The 18,271-nt window shown below is 67.0% G+C and carries 18 protein-coding genes, 1 tRNA gene and 1 riboswitch; of the genes, 6 read left to right on the top strand and 13 right to left on the bottom strand.

The annotated features are described in order from the left end of the window. Window positions 1-81 precede the first annotated feature (81 nt). Entirely contained in the window at window positions 82-1,206 is a 1,125-nt protein-coding gene (locus AC1DP9_RS25060; RefSeq protein ID WP_477108788.1) for a porin, read from the bottom strand. A gap of 208 nt (window positions 1,207-1,414) precedes the next feature. Between AC1DP9_RS25060 and AC1DP9_RS25065 the strand changes: the two genes are divergently transcribed. After that, complete coding sequence (locus tag AC1DP9_RS25065) at window positions 1,415-2,050, top strand: MarR family winged helix-turn-helix transcriptional regulator (protein ID WP_092293617.1); 636 nt, start codon at window positions 1,415-1,417, stop codon at window positions 2,048-2,050. Here AC1DP9_RS25065 and AC1DP9_RS25070 read toward each other — a convergent pair. The 7 genes from AC1DP9_RS25070 to AC1DP9_RS25100 are packed head-to-tail and all read right to left on the bottom strand — an operon-like array spanning window position 2,036 to window position 9,320. Beyond that, window positions 2,036-2,977, bottom strand: a complete 942-nt coding sequence (locus AC1DP9_RS25070; protein WP_477108789.1) for a hydroxymethylglutaryl-CoA lyase — start codon at window positions 2,975-2,977, stop codon at window positions 2,036-2,038. The two genes, AC1DP9_RS25065 and AC1DP9_RS25070, sit on opposite strands and share 15 nt — an antisense overlap. A 20-nt stretch (window positions 2,978-2,997) precedes the next feature. Further along, entirely contained in the window at window positions 2,998-4,620 is a 1,623-nt protein-coding gene (locus tag AC1DP9_RS25075; protein WP_477108790.1) for an AMP-binding protein, read from the bottom strand. Then, window positions 4,617-5,387, bottom strand: a complete 771-nt coding sequence (locus tag AC1DP9_RS25080; RefSeq protein ID WP_092293624.1) for an enoyl-CoA hydratase/isomerase family protein — start codon at window positions 5,385-5,387, stop codon at window positions 4,617-4,619. Before AC1DP9_RS25080 ends, AC1DP9_RS25075 begins: the two co-directional genes overlap by 4 nt. 33 nt (window positions 5,388-5,420) lie before the next feature. Beyond that, a complete protein-coding gene (locus tag AC1DP9_RS25085) occupies window positions 5,421-6,620 on the bottom strand; it encodes a CaiB/BaiF CoA transferase family protein (RefSeq protein WP_477108791.1) in 1,200 nt (399 codons plus the stop codon). 6 nt (window positions 6,621-6,626) lie between these two features. Beyond that, on the bottom strand, window positions 6,627-7,358 hold the full coding sequence (locus AC1DP9_RS25090) for an enoyl-CoA hydratase/isomerase family protein (protein ID WP_092293628.1): 732 nt from the start codon (window positions 7,356-7,358) through the stop codon (window positions 6,627-6,629). Window positions 7,359-7,370: 12 nt separating this feature from the next. Further along, window positions 7,371-8,327 carry an NAD(P)H-dependent flavin oxidoreductase gene (locus AC1DP9_RS25095; protein ID WP_092293630.1) on the bottom strand — a complete coding sequence of 319 codons (957 nt, stop codon included), beginning with the start codon at window positions 8,325-8,327 and terminating at the stop codon, window positions 7,371-7,373. Window positions 8,328-8,351: 24 nt separating this feature from the next. After that, window positions 8,352-9,320: a Bug family tripartite tricarboxylate transporter substrate binding protein gene (locus AC1DP9_RS25100; protein ID WP_092293633.1), complete on the bottom strand. Its 969-nt coding sequence runs from the start codon at window positions 9,318-9,320 to the stop codon at window positions 8,352-8,354. 125 nt (window positions 9,321-9,445) lie between these two features. Here AC1DP9_RS25100 and AC1DP9_RS25105 point away from each other — a divergent pair, with 125 nt between their 5' ends. Both AC1DP9_RS25105 and AC1DP9_RS25110 read left to right on the top strand, forming a co-directional pair. Then, window positions 9,446-10,135, top strand: a complete 690-nt coding sequence (locus AC1DP9_RS25105) for an ArsR/SmtB family transcription factor (protein ID WP_092293635.1) — start codon at window positions 9,446-9,448, stop codon at window positions 10,133-10,135. A 33-nt stretch (window positions 10,136-10,168) separates the two neighbouring features. Then, window positions 10,169-10,675 carry a DUF6630 family protein gene (locus AC1DP9_RS25110; protein ID WP_092293637.1) on the top strand — a complete coding sequence of 169 codons (507 nt, stop codon included), beginning with the start codon at window positions 10,169-10,171 and terminating at the stop codon, window positions 10,673-10,675. Between the two features lie 21 nt (window positions 10,676-10,696). Here the strand turns inward: AC1DP9_RS25110 and AC1DP9_RS25115 are convergent, their stop codons facing one another. Continuing rightward, window positions 10,697-11,707, bottom strand: coding sequence for a LysR family transcriptional regulator (locus tag AC1DP9_RS25115; protein WP_454758053.1), 1,011 nt, complete (start codon window positions 11,705-11,707; stop codon window positions 10,697-10,699). A gap of 219 nt (window positions 11,708-11,926) precedes the next feature. Between AC1DP9_RS25115 and AC1DP9_RS25120 the strand changes: the two genes are divergently transcribed. The 3 genes from AC1DP9_RS25120 to AC1DP9_RS25130 all read left to right on the top strand — a co-directional run bounded on the left by AC1DP9_RS25120 (window position 11,927) and on the right by AC1DP9_RS25130 (window position 14,369). Beyond that, window positions 11,927-12,193, top strand: coding sequence for a PepSY domain-containing protein (locus AC1DP9_RS25120; RefSeq protein ID WP_092293641.1), 267 nt, complete (start codon window positions 11,927-11,929; stop codon window positions 12,191-12,193). Between the two features lie 2 nt (window positions 12,194-12,195). After that, window positions 12,196-12,747, top strand: coding sequence for a cytochrome b/b6 domain-containing protein (locus AC1DP9_RS25125; protein WP_477108792.1), 552 nt, complete (start codon window positions 12,196-12,198; stop codon window positions 12,745-12,747). 58 nt (window positions 12,748-12,805) lie between these two features. After that, window positions 12,806-12,904: riboswitch (glycine riboswitch) on the top strand. Window positions 12,905-13,067: 163 nt separating this feature from the next. Continuing rightward, entirely contained in the window at window positions 13,068-14,369 is a 1,302-nt protein-coding gene (locus tag AC1DP9_RS25130) for a D-amino acid dehydrogenase (RefSeq protein ID WP_477108793.1), read from the top strand. A 102-nt stretch (window positions 14,370-14,471) separates the two neighbouring features. Here the strand turns inward: AC1DP9_RS25130 and AC1DP9_RS25135 are convergent. The 4 genes from AC1DP9_RS25135 to AC1DP9_RS25150 all read right to left on the bottom strand — a co-directional run bounded on the left by AC1DP9_RS25135 (window position 14,472) and on the right by AC1DP9_RS25150 (window position 18,157). Then, window positions 14,472-14,558: transfer RNA gene (locus tag AC1DP9_RS25135), tRNA-Leu, on the bottom strand. 58 nt (window positions 14,559-14,616) lie between these two features. Then, entirely contained in the window at window positions 14,617-16,209 is a 1,593-nt protein-coding gene (locus AC1DP9_RS25140; RefSeq protein WP_477108794.1) for a histidine kinase N-terminal 7TM domain-containing protein, read from the bottom strand. 96 nt (window positions 16,210-16,305) lie between these two features. Continuing rightward, a complete protein-coding gene (locus tag AC1DP9_RS25145; RefSeq protein ID WP_441644937.1) occupies window positions 16,306-16,839 on the bottom strand; it encodes a hypothetical protein in 534 nt (177 codons plus the stop codon). 46 nt (window positions 16,840-16,885) lie between these two features. Next, the gene (locus tag AC1DP9_RS25150) at window positions 16,886-18,157 is read right to left on the bottom strand and encodes an MFS transporter (RefSeq protein WP_477108795.1); all 1,272 of its coding nucleotides are present in this window, start codon (window positions 18,155-18,157) and stop codon (window positions 16,886-16,888) included. Window positions 18,158-18,271: the final 114 nt, after the last annotated feature.

Consider the following 18,271-nt stretch of genomic DNA (forward strand, 5'->3'; position numbering starts at 1 on the left):
CTGCTCTTCCCGGCTTGACGGAATAAAAAACGGCGCCAATCGATGGCGCCGTGAGTACTGCATGGTTCTGCGATTATCGGATCAGAACCGATGACGCATGCCGAGAAACACCCCAACGCTGTCGTCATGCCCGCCGTACGGGCCGTTCATGCTCGCGCTGACCTTGTTGTAGGTCGCCGCGAGGTAGGTGTCGGTCCGTTTGGAGAAGAAGTAGTCGCCCACGAGGAATGCGGACAGCTTGTGGCCACTCCCTCCCGCCGCGTTGACGTTGTTGGCGGCATCGTAGATTGCGGCCGCCTTCACGACCACGGCTTGCGTGACCTGGTACGTGGTGCCGAACTGGAACACGTGGTCCGTTCTTGCGGCCGTGCCAGTGCCGATGTTGGTGATACCCGGGTTGGCGTAGAACTGCGCATTGGTGCCGTAGGTCGGCGCGAAGTCCTGGCTGGCGGATGGGGCGAACGCTGCATCCCGCCGCGTGTAAAGGTAGTAGCTGTGGAGCGTAACGGGACCCATCACGTATGACGCGCCAACGCCGGCGTTGGTCTGCTTGTTCCTGGCGGGATCTCGCGCCTGCTGGCCCACCAGACCCAGACCGAGCGGCCCGCGGGTATAGCCCACGCCCGCCGCATAGGTCGAACCCGCCGATGCACCGCCTGCAAGTTCGCCAGCCGAGTAGGCCGCCTCCACCTTCAGCGGTCCCACGACCTGCTGATATTTGAGCGAGTTGTCGAGCCGCGAGCCTTCCAGCAACTGCACCCAGACATCACTCGCGCCGGTATTGCCCCAGCCAATGGTGTCGAACGGGAGCAGGATATCGAACGGCACGCTGTACTGGCGGCCGAGCGTGATCTGCCCGTAGTCTGCATTGAGCCCGACCCAGGCCTGACGGCCGAACAACCGCCCGCCCTGCAGCGACACCCCGGCATCCGGGCTAAACCCCGACTCCAGCCTGAAGACCGCAGAAGTACCGCCGCCAAGGTCCTCGCTGCCCAGAATCCCCCAACGCGATCCGTTGAAGAAGCCCGGCACGATGCCCACAGCGCCGCCACTGCCCGTGGCGCGCCCCGCCGCGTTCGTCGCAGCCACCTGATGCGATTGATAGGCAATCGCCGTATCGATCAGTCCGTATAGCGTGACCGATGTCTGAGCATGCGCGGCACCCGCAACCGTCAGCATGATGCCAAATGTGGAAATCCTCTTCATGACGTCAGCCCACCCTTCGTGCTGGCCTTTGTCATGGCTCCCTTACCGTCCATTCCGTCTCCTCCTCTTGTTTTACCGCCCTTGAATTGGTTTCCAATGTAAATTACATGATGGACATCGTCAACTATATGGGCGTGGCAATCTGTCGCTTGCTGTGGACAATGCAGTTAGAATCGTTGACAGATTCAACTAACGGGAACCTTCGCCAATGAGCGCAACGAAACGCAACGCCGGTGCCGCGCCGCGGATCATTACCGACCTGCTTTCCTCACGTCTGCACAACCTGGCAGGCCTCTCCGCCGCGAGCGCATCGTTGCGCGTGCAGCGCAAGTTCGGGCTGACACTGCTGGAATGGCGATCGATTGGCATGCTCGGCGCGCACGCACCGCTTTCCTTGAAGGAGCTCGCACGACGCGCCGCATTGGACAAGAGCTATGCCAGCCGCACCGTATCGGGTCTGATCGAGCGCGGACTGATCGTCAGCGAGCGTAGCGATACCGATGCCCGCGCGGTGCTGCTGAGCCTGACCAAGGCCGGCGATGCGCTCTACCGAAAGGTGATCGTTGACGCCAACGCGCGTAACGAGCGGCTGCTGAGTCCGCTCAGCGCCGAGCAGCGCAAACAGTTGATGGAAATGCTGTCGATGCTCACCACCAGCGCGCGCGACGTGCTGGACGAAGAGCGGCGGGCCGCCGCGGGAGAGACCATCGACGAAGCGGAGACCCCGGCGCCCGCGGCTGACGCCGCCACGGAACAGGGTGGCGGCGCCGACCTCGATCTCGCCGAAATCCGCTCTCTGGTGTCGCGCCTCAACCGGCTGGTGGGTGGCTCAGGCGGCGTGTAATACGGCGCGTAGCGGGTTCAGGCCGCTACGCAACACCCGGCTGTGCAACGGTCGACCGAGCACGGCTTCGCATTGCTGCGCAACCGCCAGCATGCCGTCCAGATCGATGCCGGTTCGGACGCCCATCGCGTCAAGCAGCGCCACCCAGTCCTCGGTGCACACGTTTCCGGTATGTCCGCCCCCGTACTGCACCTTGGCGGGATGACCGCCCACGCCGCCCATCGCGCAATCGAAGTGAGTCACCCCGGCTTCCAGCGCGGCAACATAGTTGACCAGGCCAGTGCCACGTGTGTCATGGAAATGCGCAATCGGGGTAACGTCCGGGAAGGCCTTCCGCATGGCGCGGAACAACGCACGCACGGTTAGGGGCGTCGCCATGCCGGTCGTGTCGCCGAGCGTCACGAACCTGACACCGGCATCGCGAAACCGCCCCACATCGCGCAGGACTTCCTGCGGATCGACATGGCCCTCGAACGGGCAGCCGAACGCGACCGAGATCGTGCCGATCATGCGGAAGCGCCCGCGCGCCGCATCTGCCATCGCGCGAATGTTCAACCATTGATCGTCCCGGCTGCGCTTGAGGTTGCGCTCCGAGTGCGACGACGAGGCCGACACCAGCAGGCTCACCTCGGTGGCCCCGAAACCGGCCTCCAGGTCCGCGAGCGCGCGTTGCACCGCGTGGCCGTTAGCGCATGTCGCCTTGTACATCACGCCTTCTCGGCGTGGCAGCGTACGCAGTAGCTCGGTAGCATCCGCAAACTGCGGCACGACCTTCGGATTCGAGTACGACGTGGCCTCCACGCGGGGAAAGCCGATGGCCGCAAATCGATCGACGAGGGCCACCTTGGTTTCGGTGGGCACAAAATCGGGCTCATGCTGCAACCCGTCGCGGGCAAAGCACTCACAGAGGACGACTTCGGCAGTCATGGATGTCTCCGACGCGGGATTCATGGGTTCGACGGGTGAAACAACGCGATGGCGTGCTCGCGCAGCTTGTTCTTCTGCACCTTGCCGCTGGCGGTCATGCCGATGCGCTCGAAGTCCGTCACGATGGCGGCGTAGCGCGGGGTACGGAAATTTGCCATGCGCGGCCTGGCCCATGCGAGCAACGTCTCGGCATCCAGCGTCGCGCCGGCCTTGAGCGTGACGAACGCGGCCGGCACTTCGCCCAGCCTCGCGTCGGGCACCCCCACCACCTGGGCTGATGCCACGGCGGGATGGGACAGCAGGGCCTGTTCCACTTCGGCAGGCGCCACGTTCTCACCGCCGACGCGGAACACGTCCTTGAGCCGGCCGACCAGCCGCAGGCGTCCATCGGTGCGCAACGCCCCAAGATCACCGGTGCGCAGCCAGCCGTCCGCGGTGAATACCTTGGCGTTCGCCTCGGGCTGCTTGTAGTAGCCCCGCATGACGCCCCAGCCCTTGACCTGGATCTCGCCCACCTCATCGGGGCCACAGACGACGCCCGAGGCCTCATCGAGGATACGCACCGCCACGCCTTCATGCGGGAGCGCGAACCCACCCACGCGCAGCGCTGCTTCGTCGCGCCAGTCATTGATCGCGACGTTGGGTGACGCCTCCGACAGCCCATAGGCCCAGCAAATCGTCTCGATGCCCATCTCGTCGATGATGCGCTGCATCGTGTCGGCGCCTGCCGCGGCCCATCCACCGCGCAAATGCAAACGCGAGCGGTCGAACGACGGGTGGGAGATCAGCATTTGGAACAACGTCTCATTGCCCGAGATGAACGTGCAGCCCTCCCGCTCCATCATCGCCAGCGCGGCGCCGGCATCGAACGTCGGCAGGGTGGCGATGCTCGCGCCCGCGCACAGCGCGCAAAGGAGCGACAGCGTGGAGCCGGCCACATGAAAGAACGGCCGACAGTTGAAATAGCAATCCGATGCTTGGATGCCAAGCCGCTGCCCGACAGCCGAAGCGTTGCGCAGCATATTGTCGTGCGTGAGCATCACGCCCTTCGGGTACGCCGTGGTGCCCGACGTGAACTGGATCAGCAGCAGGTCATCCGGCGTCACGGCGCGCATGGCATCCGCGAGCGCTTCATCGCTTAGGGCATCGCCGGCGGCGAGAAATGCCTCCCAGCCGAGCCCAGCGCGCGGCACATCGTTGCCGACCACTACCACGTCGCCGAGCAGTGGCAGCGCCTGCCCCGGCAGTTCATGGTCGACAGCGGGTTCCACCTCACGGAGGAAACCCATGAAATCGATCTTCAGGAAGCGGTCCGCCAGGATCAGCAGCCGCACATCGGACTGGCGCAGGCAGTACTCGATTTCCGCAGCCTTGAAGCGGGTGTTGACCGGCACGGTCACGGCACCGATCAGCGCAGCGCCGTAGAAGCTCGCCACCCAATTCACATCGTTACCGCACAGCAGGCCGACGAAATCTCCGCGCTTCACGCCGCGCGCCAGCAGCGCCTTGGCAACGCGGCGCGATTGCGCTTCGAGGTCGCGCCACGTGGCGGCCCCGTCAGGCGTGACCAGCGCGCGCCGCGCCCCACCCAGGCTGGCCTGCTGCGCCAGCACCGCTGCCAATGTGCGAGGTTCCCACGTCATGCTCTACCTCCAAATCCACCAATTCCCGCCCGCCAGTCGGAGCGGGCCAGGTTCTCTTCGATTGCCAGAAGTTCTTCCGCCAGCGCACCGCGCGGGCCCAGCTCGATGCCGCGATCGATGCAGCGTTTGGCCAGGCGCATGCCCAGCGGCGGTGCCTTGGCGATGCTTGCCGCCATGGCGGCCACTTCGGCGTCCAGGCTCTCAGGCGCGACAATGCGCGTGACGAGGCCGACGTCCTGCGCTTCCGCCGCCGTCAGTCGTCGTCCGGTGAACATCATGTCCTTGGCCAGCCGCTTGCCGACGATGCGCGCCAGTCGCTGGGTTGCACCCACGGTGCCCCACTGCGCCTCAGGCGTCCAGAAGGTAGCGTCGGGCGTGGCCACAGCCAGGTCGCAGGCGGCAGCAATCTCCACGCCAGAACCGGCCGCCGAGCCGGCTACCACCGCGATCACTGGCATCGGCAGGCGTTCCAGCGCGTCGTAGGCAAAGAATCCACGCATGCGGCGGGCCAGCACCTGCGCTTCATCCATCGTCTTGCGCTCCTTGAGGTCGGCGCCGGCGCAGAACGCCGGACCGGCAGCGCGCACCAGCACCACGCGCACGTCCGGATCGGCGGCAGCCGCCGTGGCGGCGGCCTGCAACCCCTCGCACATGGCCAGGTTCAGCGCATTGCGGCTATCCGGCCGGTTCAGCGTGATGGTGGCAACGCCGCCTTCCACCGCGTAGAGCACGGCGGGGGCTGTGCCCGTTTCGTTCGATTCAGTCATGGTTATCTCGATACGCCTCGGTTTGGCTACACCTTAGATGGCCTTGGCTTCGCGCAGGGCCTTCACGCGTTCGGCGTCCATGCCCAGCCAGTCGCGCAGCACGTCGCCCGTATGCTCGCCAAGCAGCGGGGGCCGTCCCACCTCGGGGTTGTCCCAGCCGTCGAAGCGCAGCGGCACTGGCAGCGCCTGAAACGTGCCGATGACAGGATGGTCGAATTCCGCCACCATGCCCCGCGCTTGCACATGGGGATCGGACAGGACTTCATCCACCGACTTGATCGGGCCGGCGGGCACACCCGCGTTGTCCATGGCCTCGCACAGCGCGGCACCCTCACACGCCGCGATGGCCTCGGTCAGCCGCTGCATCACTTCATCGCGCCGGCGCACGCGGCCCGCGTTCGTCTGGAGTTCCGGATCGGCGCCCCATGTCTCGAGTTTCAGCACCTGGCAGAGCGGCACCCAGTGCTGGTCGCTCGCCGTAATATGGAGCCAGCGGCCGCACGCAGCCTGGAAACTCGCCGATGGCACGCGGCCGGGGTGCTCCGTGCCCATGCGCGGCGGCACTTCGTGCAGCGTGAACCAACGCGCCGCAGCCAGCGTGAGCAGGCTGACCTGTGCGTCGAACATCGAAAGATCGATGTGACAGCCCTGCCCTGACGCACTGCGGCCTTGCAGCGCCGAGAGCACGGCGATGGCGGCCCACAGGCCGGACGTCAGGTCTGCCATCGGCAAGCCGGGCTTCACGGGCCCACCGCCGCGCTCGCCGGTCAGGCTCATCAGCCCGCCCATCGCCTGGAACACGGTGTCGTAGCCCTTGCGCGCGGCGTAGGGGCCGGTCTGCCCGAACCCGGTACAGGAAAGATAGACCAGCTTCGGATTGATCTCGCGCAGCGTCTCGGGGCCGAGTCCATAGCGCTTGAGCGTGCCGACCGGGAAGTTCTCGATCACCACATCGACCTTGGCCGCCAGATCCCGCACGATCTGTTGCCCCGCCTCATTGCGCAGGTTGACCGTGATCGACTGCTTGCTCCGATTGAACGCCATGAAGTAGGCGCTTTCGCTCCCCCCCTCGGCCTCCACCTGCGGTTCGAAACTGCGGGTCTCGTCACCGGCGCCGGGCTGCTCGACCTTGATCACCGTGGCACCGAGTTCCGCAAGGATCATCGAGGCGAACGGGCAGGCCAGCACCCGCGAGAGGTCGAGAATCGTGATGTGTTCGAGTGGCTTGCTCATGGCGCGCTACCGCTCCGTCCGCACAAAGCTGCGCATGCGCTTGTTGGCTTCGCGCCCGACCTCCAGACCCGCTTCCAGCGGCAGGTCCACCACGCGGTGGAAGGTCTGCTTGGTGGTGGCCATGGCCGCACGACTGACCTCTGCCAGACGACTGGCCAGCGCCATGGTCTCCTCCATCAGCAGGTGGTCGTCATGCACGGCGTTGACCATGCCCAGCGCGACAGCGCGCTCCGCATCGATCGATTCGCCGGTGGCCACGAGGTGAAATGCCGCCTTGCGGCCAATCTGCCGCGTCAGATTGGGCAGGACGATCGCGGCCACGATGCCATGCTTCACTTCCGGATAGCCGATGCGGGCCGAGCGCGCGGCGAGGGCCAGATCGCATGCAATGGCCAGCCCTGCACCACCGCCCATCGCGAAGCCGTTGATGGCGGCAATCACCGGCTTGCTCATCCGCGAGACGCTGAGATGCAACTGCATCGTCAGCGCGGCGCGCTCTTCCACGCGCGACATCTGGTCCGAGGTCAGGTCCTTGAACTCGCCGATGTCGGCACCGGCGCAGAAGGCCGAGCCATTGCCCGTGAGCACGACGACGTGCACGGCATCATCGGCTTCGGCCGCCGCCAACGCCTCCACCAGCCCACGCGTCAGGGCATTGTTCAGCGCGTTGCGCTTTTCCGGGCGGTTCATGCGCAGCACGCGCACCTGGCCGACATCCTCAATCTGCAGTTCACTCATGTCCCCACCTCTCTACTTCCATTGATTTGCCATACGCGCCATCGCTTCGCGCGTCTCTGCCGCAATGCGTTCGACCAACACGCCGGCGGGCACTAGCCCATCGATCAGCGCGGCGCTCTGGCCCGCCTCGACCTTGCCCTGCTCGACATCGCCATCCAGGGCGGCCATCTTGAGCGACCGGCTGCCGAACAGCGCCTCCAGCGCCTCGCGCGGCTGACCTGCCCGCTCCGCCGCCTCGTATTCGTCGGTGAACGCATTGCGCACCGCGCGAATCGGCAGGCCCCGCCAGCCCACGAGCGTGGTATCGCCCACCCCGGCCGCCAGCACCTTCTCCTTGTAGGCGTCGTGCAGCGAGGCCTCGGGGGTCAGGAGGAAGCGGGTGCCCATCTGCACGGCATCCGCGCCGAGGCAAAGCATGGCCGCAACGCCCGCGCCATCGGCAATCCCGCCGCCGGCCACGATCGGCAAGTCAACGGCACGCGCAATCAATCGCACCAGCACCAGCGTGCTCGTACCGCTGGGCGGCGGATGTCCACCCGCCTCGCCGCCCACCACGACCAGCCCATCGACGCCGGCGGACGCCGCCTTGCGCGCATGGTCGGGATGCGCCACCACGTGTAGCCACTTGACCCCGGCGGCCTTGAAGCGGTCGATGTGTTCGCGCGGACTGCCTTGTGACGCGATGAGGATCGGCACGCCTTCGTCCAGCACGATCTGCAGATGCTCGGCCGCCCGTTTGTTGTACAGGGCGACGTTGACCGCGAACGGCGCATCGGTGATCTCGCGCACTTCGCGAATCGCACGGCGCAGGTCGTCGGGCCGCATCGGGCCAGCCGCGATCACGCCCAGGCCGCCGGCCTTCGACACCGCCCCGACGAGCGGAGAACTCGACGACGCCCAGCTCATGCCCGCCTGGATGATGGGGTAGCGGATCCCAAGCAATTCGGTGATTCGCGTCTTGATGCTCATCTGTTGATTCCTCTGCAAAAGCGGTTACTCCGCGGTGATGCCTGCTGCCTTGATCACCGGCCCCCATCGCCCCTGCTCGGACTTGATCAGCGCGCGGTAGGCGTCGGGGGTGCTGGACTGTGCGATACCGCCCTGCTCGGCAAACTTCTCGATGAGGTCGGGGGTACGCAATGCGGCGGTGACGGCATCGACGATCTTGCGGGACACATCGTCGGGCAGGCCACGTGGCGCGACGATGCCGTACGCCCCAGCGGCAAGCACCTTCGGCAAGCCGGCTTCGGCCGCCGTGGGCACATCGGGAAGCGCCGCGAGCCGCTTGGTGTCCGTCACCATCAGCGCGCGAAGCTTGCCGCCCTTGATCAGGTGCGCGACCGCCGGGACTTCGGCGATGAACATGTCCACCTGTCCGCCCATCAGGTCCTGCACGGCGGGCGCGCCGCCCTTGTATGGCACGTGGCGCAGGCGGATGCCCGCTTCGCGCTGGAATAGCGCGCCAACCACGTGCGTGCTGCTACCCACGCCCGCAGACGCAACGGTGAACTTCTCCGGCTCGCGCTTGGCCGCCGCCTGCAGATCGGCAACCGATTTGAAGGGAGAGCTGGCATTAACGACCAGCAGGTTCGGGGTGGAGACCATCGTGCTCAGGTAAGCCACGTCCTTGAGCGGGTCGAATGGCATCTTGGGAGAAATGAACGGTGCGTAGACCATCGCGCCCGTACCGGCCATGCCCAGCGTATAGCCGTCTGCCGTGGCACGCGTCACGCCCGAGATACCCACGAGCCCCCCGGCGCCGGGCCGGTTCTCCACGACGATCGTCTGCCCGATCCGCGTGGTCATGGACTTGGCGAGCGTGCGCGCCATCACGTCAGCCGGCCCGCCGGCCGCGAACGGCACCACCAGAACGATCGGCCGGTCCGGATAGGCCGCCTGCGCAGGGCTGACCGTCAACAGGGCAGCCGTCCACAGCGAGTACATCATCAGGCGCAACATCATGTCTCCTTTATTAGAACTGCCTGGATATTTGTGGACATAGTATTTTATATCGTTGCGTTTGTCCACTATATGGTTGTACGCATCTCGCTCTATACTTCATCCGTCGTTTCACTCCGCACTGAACTATGGAATACGCTCCTGGCATCAGCCAGCTTGCTGGGCTGCTGGCCGACCCCGGCCGTGCGGCCATGTTGTGGGCGTTGATGGATGGCAGCGCGCGGCCGGCCGGCGAACTGGCGATGATTGCCGGGCTGTCGGCCTCGTCCACCAGCGGCCATCTCGCCCGCATGTCCGAAGGCGGCCTGCTCGCCGTGGAGACGCGTGGGCGCAATCGCTATTACCGGCTGGCCACGCCGGAAATTGGTGTGGCCATCGAGGCGCTTGCGTCGGCGTCGCTGGCCAGCCAGCCGCCGCGCGTGCGTGCCGTGCCGGTCTCCCGCACCGCGCCGCCGGCGCTGCGGCAGGCGCGCACCTGTTATGACCACCTCGCTGGGGAACTTGCGGTGGGTCTTTTCGAACGAATGTCCGAAGCGGGCTGGCTGATCGTGTCGGGCAGCGCCGTCGACCTCAGCGCCCCCGGCGCCGAGGCGATGGGGCAGCTTGGCATCGACCTGGGCGCCACCCGCCGCAAGCGCCGGCAGTTCGCCTGCACCTGCCCGGACTGGAGCGAACGCAAGCCCCATCTGGGCGGGGCGCTCGGCGCGGCGCTGCTCGACAGCCTGCTGGCACGCGGGTGGATCGAGCGTACGGACACGTCGCGCGCCCTGCGCGTGACGCCGCGCGGCCAGCGCGAAATCGTGAACGTGGCAGCCTGACGGATATGAATACCGAAGCCAGAGGAGGAGCAGATGGCAATTGAACTGGACGACGACGCGCAAGACGCCATCAGCCGGCTATTCGCGCTGATTAACCTCGGCGACAGCGCCCAGACCAGCCGGCAGTTTTCGCTGTTCGAGGAAGCGCTGGAAGACGCCGAGGAAGACGAGATCGATGCCGCCGGCCTGCTGTGGCAGGTCAAGGACATCATCGATTGGGAATCCGGCTTTTATGTCGACTGGAAAGACGCCGAGTCCTTTATCGGCTGCCTGAACCAGCTTTGCGAGCGGATCGACCTCGAAGTGGACTGGGGCACCGAGGACACCGAGGACGAAGACTTCCTGGAGGGCACGAGCGTGCCCGAGCTGATGGAGATCGTCGCCACGCAGCTACGCATGGCCGGCTACACGCTCTGGAACTGGGATACCGGCGGCGACGCCTACGGCGGCTGGATCACGCGCAGCGAAGACGACGAAGAGATACTCGAGATCGCCGACACGCTCGGCTTCGACATCCGTCCCGGCGACCAGCCCTACTGACCGACCGGCTCGCCTGGAAACTCAGTCGAGCCCGATCACCACCGCGCCGCCGTCACCGTCCGGGGTATCGGCGATGTCGGCGCTGTCCGATCCATCCGTGCCCGCCAGCGCCTTGGCGCGCGGCGCCGGGCGCCGGGTCTCCGGCACGCCCAGCGTTTCCTCCAGCACAGTGAGGAAGGCCCGCACACTCGGCGGCATCAGCTTGCGCGCGGGCATCAGCACGTACACCTTCAGCGGCGACGACGTATAGCCGGGCAGCACGCGCACCAGTTGGCCGTGCACCAGATGCTCGTGCACGAAGCGGGGCGACATGCGCGCCACGCCCAGCCCATCCAGCGCGGCCTTGAGGCGGACTTCAGCGTTATGCGTGGAGATGCGCGGCGAGACGTCCATGGCGAAGGTTTCCACCCCATCGCGCAGGAATTCCCATTGCACATCGTCGAGGTTGCCGAGCGTCGGCCAGCCCTTCAGGTCCTGCGGCGCGCGCGGCAGGCCGTGCTCGCGGATCAGCGCGGGCGCCGCATAGAACGCACGCTCGATCAGCACCACGCGCTTGCTCGCGAACGAGCTGTCGTGGAGGTTGGTGTCGGTCATGACGAAGGCGAGGTCATAGCCGTGGCGAATCAGGTCGGGCTGGTCCCAGCTCATGTCCAGTTCCACATGCAGCGACGGGTGCAGCTTAAGTAACCTGGAGAGCGAGGCGGACAGGTGCTGCGAACCCACCTCGTATGGCGTGGCGATGCGCAGCGTGCCGCTGACCTCGGCACTCACCGAGGCGGCCTCGGCGCTGATCTCGCGCAACTCGCCAAACAGGGGCGCCACGCGGTCATAGAGCTGCTGGCCGCGCTGGGTCACGCGCACGCGCCGCGTGGTCCGCTCGAACAGGCGCACACCAAGCTGGGTTTCCAGCCGGGCAACCGCCGCGCTGGCCGATGACTTGGGCACTTCCGCCAGTTCGGCGCCCTGCGTGAAGCCGCCCCCTTCCACCACGCGGCAGAAGATTTCCCAGTCTTTCCAGTCTATCGATTTCATGCAGACACCTTCGTCACCCACGCCCTGTGGGCGAGGCGGAATTGTCCCACAGCCCGGACAATCCCGCTGCCGACGTTCACGCCGATAGCCGCCGCGCCGGGCGGCGAGCACGGCATTTGATGCAGGTCATCGTGCGGGAAAACATTGATTGGGAATTGTTCTTGTTACCGCGTACGATTCCGGCATCCGCCCCGGATGGGGCTTCTTGCGGGAGCTGCAATGCTGAAAGTGGCCGTACTTCTCATCGCCGGTGCGTTTTCCACGGGGGCCTTCGCGGGCGCCAAGTGCGACAAGCATCCGAAGTCCGAATGGATGCCCGAGGCCGACGCCAAGGCCAAGATCGCGGCCCAGGGCTACAACATCAAGAAGTTCAAGGTGGACGGCAACTGCTACGAGATCTATGGCACCACCAAGGACGGCAAGAAGGCCGAGATCTACTTCGACACGAAGACGCTCGACATCGTGAAGTCCGAGATCGAGAAGTAAGCATGTCGGTGCCGGCCGGCCATCTGCGCGAACCCACCACGCTCCGCGTCTGGGACGTGGTGGTGCGGCTCACGCACTGGAGCGTGGCGGCCATCGTCTGCTACGACCTCATCGACGATTCCGGCGACCAGTTGCACCGCGTGCTGGGCTACGTGGCCGCCGGACTTGTGCTGTTTCGCATTCTCTGGGGCTTCATCGGCAGCGAACACGCGCGCTTCCGCGCCTGGCTGCCGCGCCCCGCCGGCGTGCTGGCCCATGCCCGGGCCATGGCCCGGCGCCGCACGCCGCGCTTCATCAGCCACACCCCGCTCGGCGCGGTGATGATGCTGGCGATGTGGACCCTGATCCTGCTGCTCGCCGTTACCGGCTGGCTCTCCCGCCTCGACGCGTTCTGGGGCGAGGACTGGCCCATCGACATCCATCGCTGGCTCTCCAACACGCTGCTCGGGCTGGTGGTGGTGCACGCGCTGGTGGCCATCGTTACCAGCGTGGCCGGCAAGGAAAACCTGGTCGGGGCGATGATCACCGGCCGCAAGCCGCGCGACCTCGACTAGCCGGGGGTTGCCGCGCCGGCGCCGCCCGTGGCATAGTGCCCCCGTCGTACCCGTTTTACCCGCGTTATCGGGAGAGACTGTGCCTGCCGCCCGGCAGGCCGGCGCCGAAGGAGCAACCGCCCCGGAAACTCTCAGGCCAAAGGACCGGTAACGCCATTGCACTCTGAAGAACCCCGGCTCGCGTCAGCCGACGGTACCGAAGGAGCAAGCGATGCGCCCGCGCGCATCGTGAATCTCTCAGGTCAAGGACAGAGGGGGCGTGCGTCGCGCATGGTGCGCCACGTACCCCCCATCCACGACGTCCTGGAAGACCTGACAACATGAAGACAATCGCTGTCATCGGCGGTGGCATCACCGGCGTGACGACCGCTTACGCCCTCGCCAAACGTGGTTTCGCGGTCACGCTGCTCGAGCGCCATCGCTACGCCGCCATGGAAACCTCGTTCGCCAATGGCGGCCAGCTCTCCGCGTCGAACGCCGAGGTCTGGACCCACCGCTCCACGCTGGTCAAGGGCATCAAGTGGATGCTCCGCAACGACGCGCCGCTGCTCGTGAACCCCCGCCCCACCTGGCATAAGCTGAGCTGGTTCGCCGAGTTCATCGCCGCCATGCCGCACTACCGGGCCAACACGATCGAGACCGCCCGCCTGGCCATCGCCGCCCGCGCGCACCTGTTCGGCTGGGCCGAGGCGGAAGGCATCGACTTCGATCTCAAGCGGCAGGGCATCCTCCATATCTACCGGGACAAGGCCGGCTTCGACCATGCCGGCGAGGTCTCCAGGCTGTTGGCCGAAGGCGGACTGCCGCGCCGCGCGGTCACGCCCGAGGAAATGCGTGCGATCGAGCCGACGCTGGCCGGCCAGTACTACGGCGGCTACTACACCGAGAGCGACGCCACCGGCGACATCCACAAGTTCACCTCCGGCCTGGCCGCGGCGGCCCAGCGGCTGGGCGTGGTCACGCGCTACAGCCAGGACGTGCAGTCGGTCAACTCGGACGGCCGCACGGCCACCATCACCGTCCGCGACGGTAATCAGACAAGTTCGACAACCTTCGACGCCGTGGTGGTCTGCGCCGGCGTGGCCAGCCGGCAGTTCGCCACGCAACTGGGCGACCGCGTGAACATCTACCCGGTGAAGGGCTATTCGATCACGGTGAACCTGCCCGACGCCGCCAGCCAGGCTGCGGCGCCCACGGTCAGCCTGCTCGACGACGAGACCAAGCTCGTGACCAGCCGGCTCGGCGTGGACCGTTTCCGCGTGGCCGGCACGGCCGAGTTCAACGGCATCGACCGCGACATCCGCGCGGACCGCATCCGGCCCCTGATCGACTGGGTCAACACCTGCTTCCCCGGCGTGAGCACGCGCAGCGTGGTGCCGTGGGCAGGGCTGCGGCCGATGATGCCGAACATGATGCCGCGCGTGGGGCGCGGCCGGCAGGCCAACGTGTTCTACAACACGGGCCACGGGCATCTGGGGTGGACGTTGTCGGCGGTGACGGCCGAGATGGTGGGCGATGTCATCCGGCAGGCGGCGGTACCGCGTGCTTTCTCCCCTCTCCCGCTTGCGGGAGAGGGGTTGGGGGAGAGGGCCGGCGTGACCGGACGCGATATCGCTGCCTGAACCGCCAGCCCTCTCCCCCGCCCCTCTCCCTGAGGGAGAGGGGAGACAACCATCGCGCCAACGAAAAAGGCCCCGCTTGCGCGGGGCCTTTTTCTTCAATCTTGGTGCCCAGGAGAGGACTCGAACCTCCACAGTGTTGCCACCGCTAGGACCTGAACCTAGTGCGTCTACCAATTCCGCCACCTGGGCAAGGTGAGCGGCGCATTCTACATGAGCTTGCGGATTTTGCAAGCCCCTGCGCGTGCCACTATGCCTGCAGGCCCATGTAGATCTTCCCGTCCTGGACGAAGCGATTGCGTCCGGCGCGCTTGGCCTGGTACATCGCGCTGTCCGCGCGGTGCAGCAGCGGCTCCAGCCGTGGCGCGTCCGGCACCGCACAGGCCGCGCCCACGCTGATCGTGACGAAGGGCTGCACTGGCGTGCCGTTGTGCGGGATCTCCAGGTCGCGCACCGCCGCCACCATGCGGCGCGCCACGTTGCGCGTCTCGTCCTGCGAGGCGTCCGGCAGCACCACCGCGAATTCCTCGCCGCCCAGCCGCGCGCAAAACTGCTCGCCCACCAGCACGCTGGTCAACGCGGTAGCCACCCGGCGCAGGCAATCGTCGCCGCAGGGGTGGCCGTACAGGTCGTTGTATTGCTTGAAGAGGTCCACATCGAGAATCAGCAGCCCGATCGGCTCGCCCGCCTCGAAGGCCCGGGTCACGGCCAGCAGCGACTCGCGCTGGAAGAAACGCCGGTTGGGGATGCCGGTCAGCGCGTCGATGTCGAGGTCCGCCTCCACGCGCGAGAGCTTCGCCTCGGTCTGGCCGAGCTGGGCCGTCAGCGCCAGTTCGCGCGACTGGTAGCGGCTGATGTCGCGCATGAAGACCAGCGTGCCGATCCGCTTGCCGTCCAGCCGCATCACCGGCTCCGCCGTCACCTCGTAGTGCGCGCCCTGGGGAATGTAGGGGATGGCGCCGACGTCGGCCCCTGCCTCGCGCGGCTGGCGCAGCGCCTCGTCCCATACGGCCGGCATCGGCTGCCCCCGGCGCAGGTCGGGCACCAGCCGCAGGGCGGCCGGGTTGAACTCGACGAGCCGTCCCTTCGCGTCGACGATCACGCAGCCGTCGCCAATCGTGTCGAACACGCGCAGCCGCGCGTAGTGGCCGATGTCGTCCAGATGGGTACGCAGCGCACAGATCCAGACCACCACCGTCATCAGGGAAAACGTGGCCGGGGTCAGGTCGCCGCCGAGGGGGCTGGTCCAGCGCTGCAGGTAGGCCATGTGGGTGAGCAGCGGCAAGGTGAGGCTGCTGGCCACGATGGCCCGGCCCCGCCGGGTCAGCGCCGCATTGGGCACCTCGGCCGTGAGCAGGAAAACCAGGCTTAGCAGCAGCATGAAGTAGGTCCACGCCGCCACCACCACGTAGCCGGGGCCATGGTGGAAGATCGCGCCCGGCGAGACGCCGGCCGGCATCAGGTCGATGCGCGTCCAGATCAGGTGATGCCGCTCGTTGGTCAGCACCAGCACCACCGACGCCACGGCGGCCAGCACCGGCAGCCACAGGCGCGACCACGGCACCACGTAGCGCGGCCGGCTCAGGTGGATCATCGCCACCAGCCAGCCGATGGGCACCATCACGATGCCCGCGTACTGGGCCTTGGCCCAGAAGATGCGCCCGTCCAGATCGGTCGAGCTGACTTCGAGCAGCCGGCCGCCGCTCCAGATGGCCACGCCGCCGGCCAGCACGAGGAAAGCCTTGATCGTGGGATCGTCGCGGCGCGGCCAGGTGGCGATAACCATGCCCACGCTGCACACCACGGCTATGGTCAGGCAAAGGACAAGAGGGTACGAGGGCATGAGAACGGCGGGGAACCTGATAATAGCCGCCGCGCCCGACATGGCGGAGGCGCCCCATTATAGGGGCTAGCCGGGGCGCCACCCCATCGCCCTCACTTACTTGGAGCGGCTGCGGTCCCCGCCGCGCGAGTCCATGATGATCATGGTGCGGTCCAGCACGCCGGCGTCATCGAAATAGACGCTGAAGTGCGCCGGCAGGTTGCCGGCCATGTACATCCGATAGCTCCATGCCTCGCGCTTCATCAGGGCGAAGTACTGCACCGGCTCGCGCGGGAGGCCGAAGCGCTCGGCGATGTCGCGCTTGGTCCAGATCCCGGGGCGCGCCTCGTAGATCTCCTTCTCGGTCAGGGTCTGGCGGAAGCCGGCCAGCTTGCCGGCGGCGTCGAAGTCGGCCGCGTAGACCTCGAAGCCGTAGGGCTGCTTGGAATAGATCCAGCGCTGGGTGCCGTCGGCCAGTTGGTAGGTCTCGGTCGGGTTGCCGAATGTCTCGCGTACCGAGCTTTGCGGGCTGCCGAGCATCGACTGGGCGGTCTGCACCGGCTGGAGCGTGGCGCAGCCGCCGAGGACCACGGCGGCCAGGGCGGCAAGGAGGGCGACGCGGACGGCGCGCCCGGAAATCGGGTTGGGCATGGCATGTCTCCAGAGTCCATGCCAAGCATAGCCCAGGCGGCCGAACTCAGCGTTGCGGCTGCGGCCAGCCCGCGCGGACGATCTCCCGGTCGTCGATCGGCCAGTGCAGCGCGGCGGCTACCACCCCGAGCGCCATCGCCCCCATCCACACCAGGTCGTAGGAGCGCGTGGCCTCGAACACCACCCCGCCCAGCCAGACCCCGAGGAACGAGCCAAGCTGATGGCCGAAGAACACGAAGCCGAACAGCGTGGTGATGTAGCGCACGCCGAAGACCTGCGAGACGATGCCGCTGGTCAGCGGCACGGTGCCGAGCCAGAGGAAGCCCATCACCGCCGCAAACCCGTAAAGCGTGGCGGCGCTGAGGGGCAGCAGCACGAACAGCGCCATCGCCGCCGTTCGTACTAAATAGATACCGGCCAGCAGATACTTGCGCGAATGCCGCCCGCCCAGCACGCCGAACCAGTACGTCCCGGCGATATTGGCCAGCGCGATGATCGCCAGCGCCGCCATGCCTTCGGACGGCTGCATGCCCTTGTCCCGCAGGTAGGCCGGCAGGTGATTGGCGATAAAAGCCAACTGAAAGCCACATGCGAGGAAGCCGAGGTTGAGCAGCCAGAAGCCCGAATGGCGGAAGGCCTCGCGCACCGCCCCGAGCAGCGGCGGCTGGGCGCCCCCGGCACCGGCACCGCTGGCGGGGTGCGTCCGATCCTGGAATGGCAGCGCCAGCGGGAGCATGGCGGCGGCGGTCACGGCCAGGATCACCAGCGCGCCGCGCCAGCCGGCCTGGAGGATCATCACCTGCGCGCCCGGCACCAGCAGGAACTGGCCGATGCCACCCATCGCCCCGGCGAGCCCCAGCGCCCGGCTGCGCTGCGCCGGCGCGATCATCCGGCTCAAGGCGCCGTAGACCACGCCGAAGGTGGTGCCGGACAGCGCCACGCCCACGCACAGCCCCGCCGACCAGACGAACGCCGCCGGCGTGGCCGCCTGCGCCATCAGGAACAGGCCGACCGCGTACAGCGCCAGCCCGGCCAGCATCACCCGGGCGGAGCCGAAGCGGTCCGCCACCATGCCCGTGAACGGCTGGGCCAGCCCCCAGGTCAGGTTCTGCACGGCCATGGCGAAGGCGAAGGTCTCGCGCGTCCAGCCCCGGTCCGTGATGATCGGCAGCATGAACAGGCCCTGCACGTGGCGCGCACCGAGCGCCAGCCCCATCACCAGCCCGCCGGCCAGCAGCAGGAACCAGGCGGTGCGCCACCAGGGTGGCGAACCGGTCGGCAATGCGCCGGCGGCATGGGAGGCGGGGCGTTGGGTCATGTCGGGAGGATGGGACGATCGGGTTGGGAGATCGCTCTATTTCAGGCGATCGGGGGCGCAGGCTCAAGCGACATTTCCGCCCTCCTGCCATGCGTGGTGGTCATGGCAGCGGGG

The sequence above is a fragment of the Cupriavidus sp. 01L43 genome (assembly GCF_056399925.1).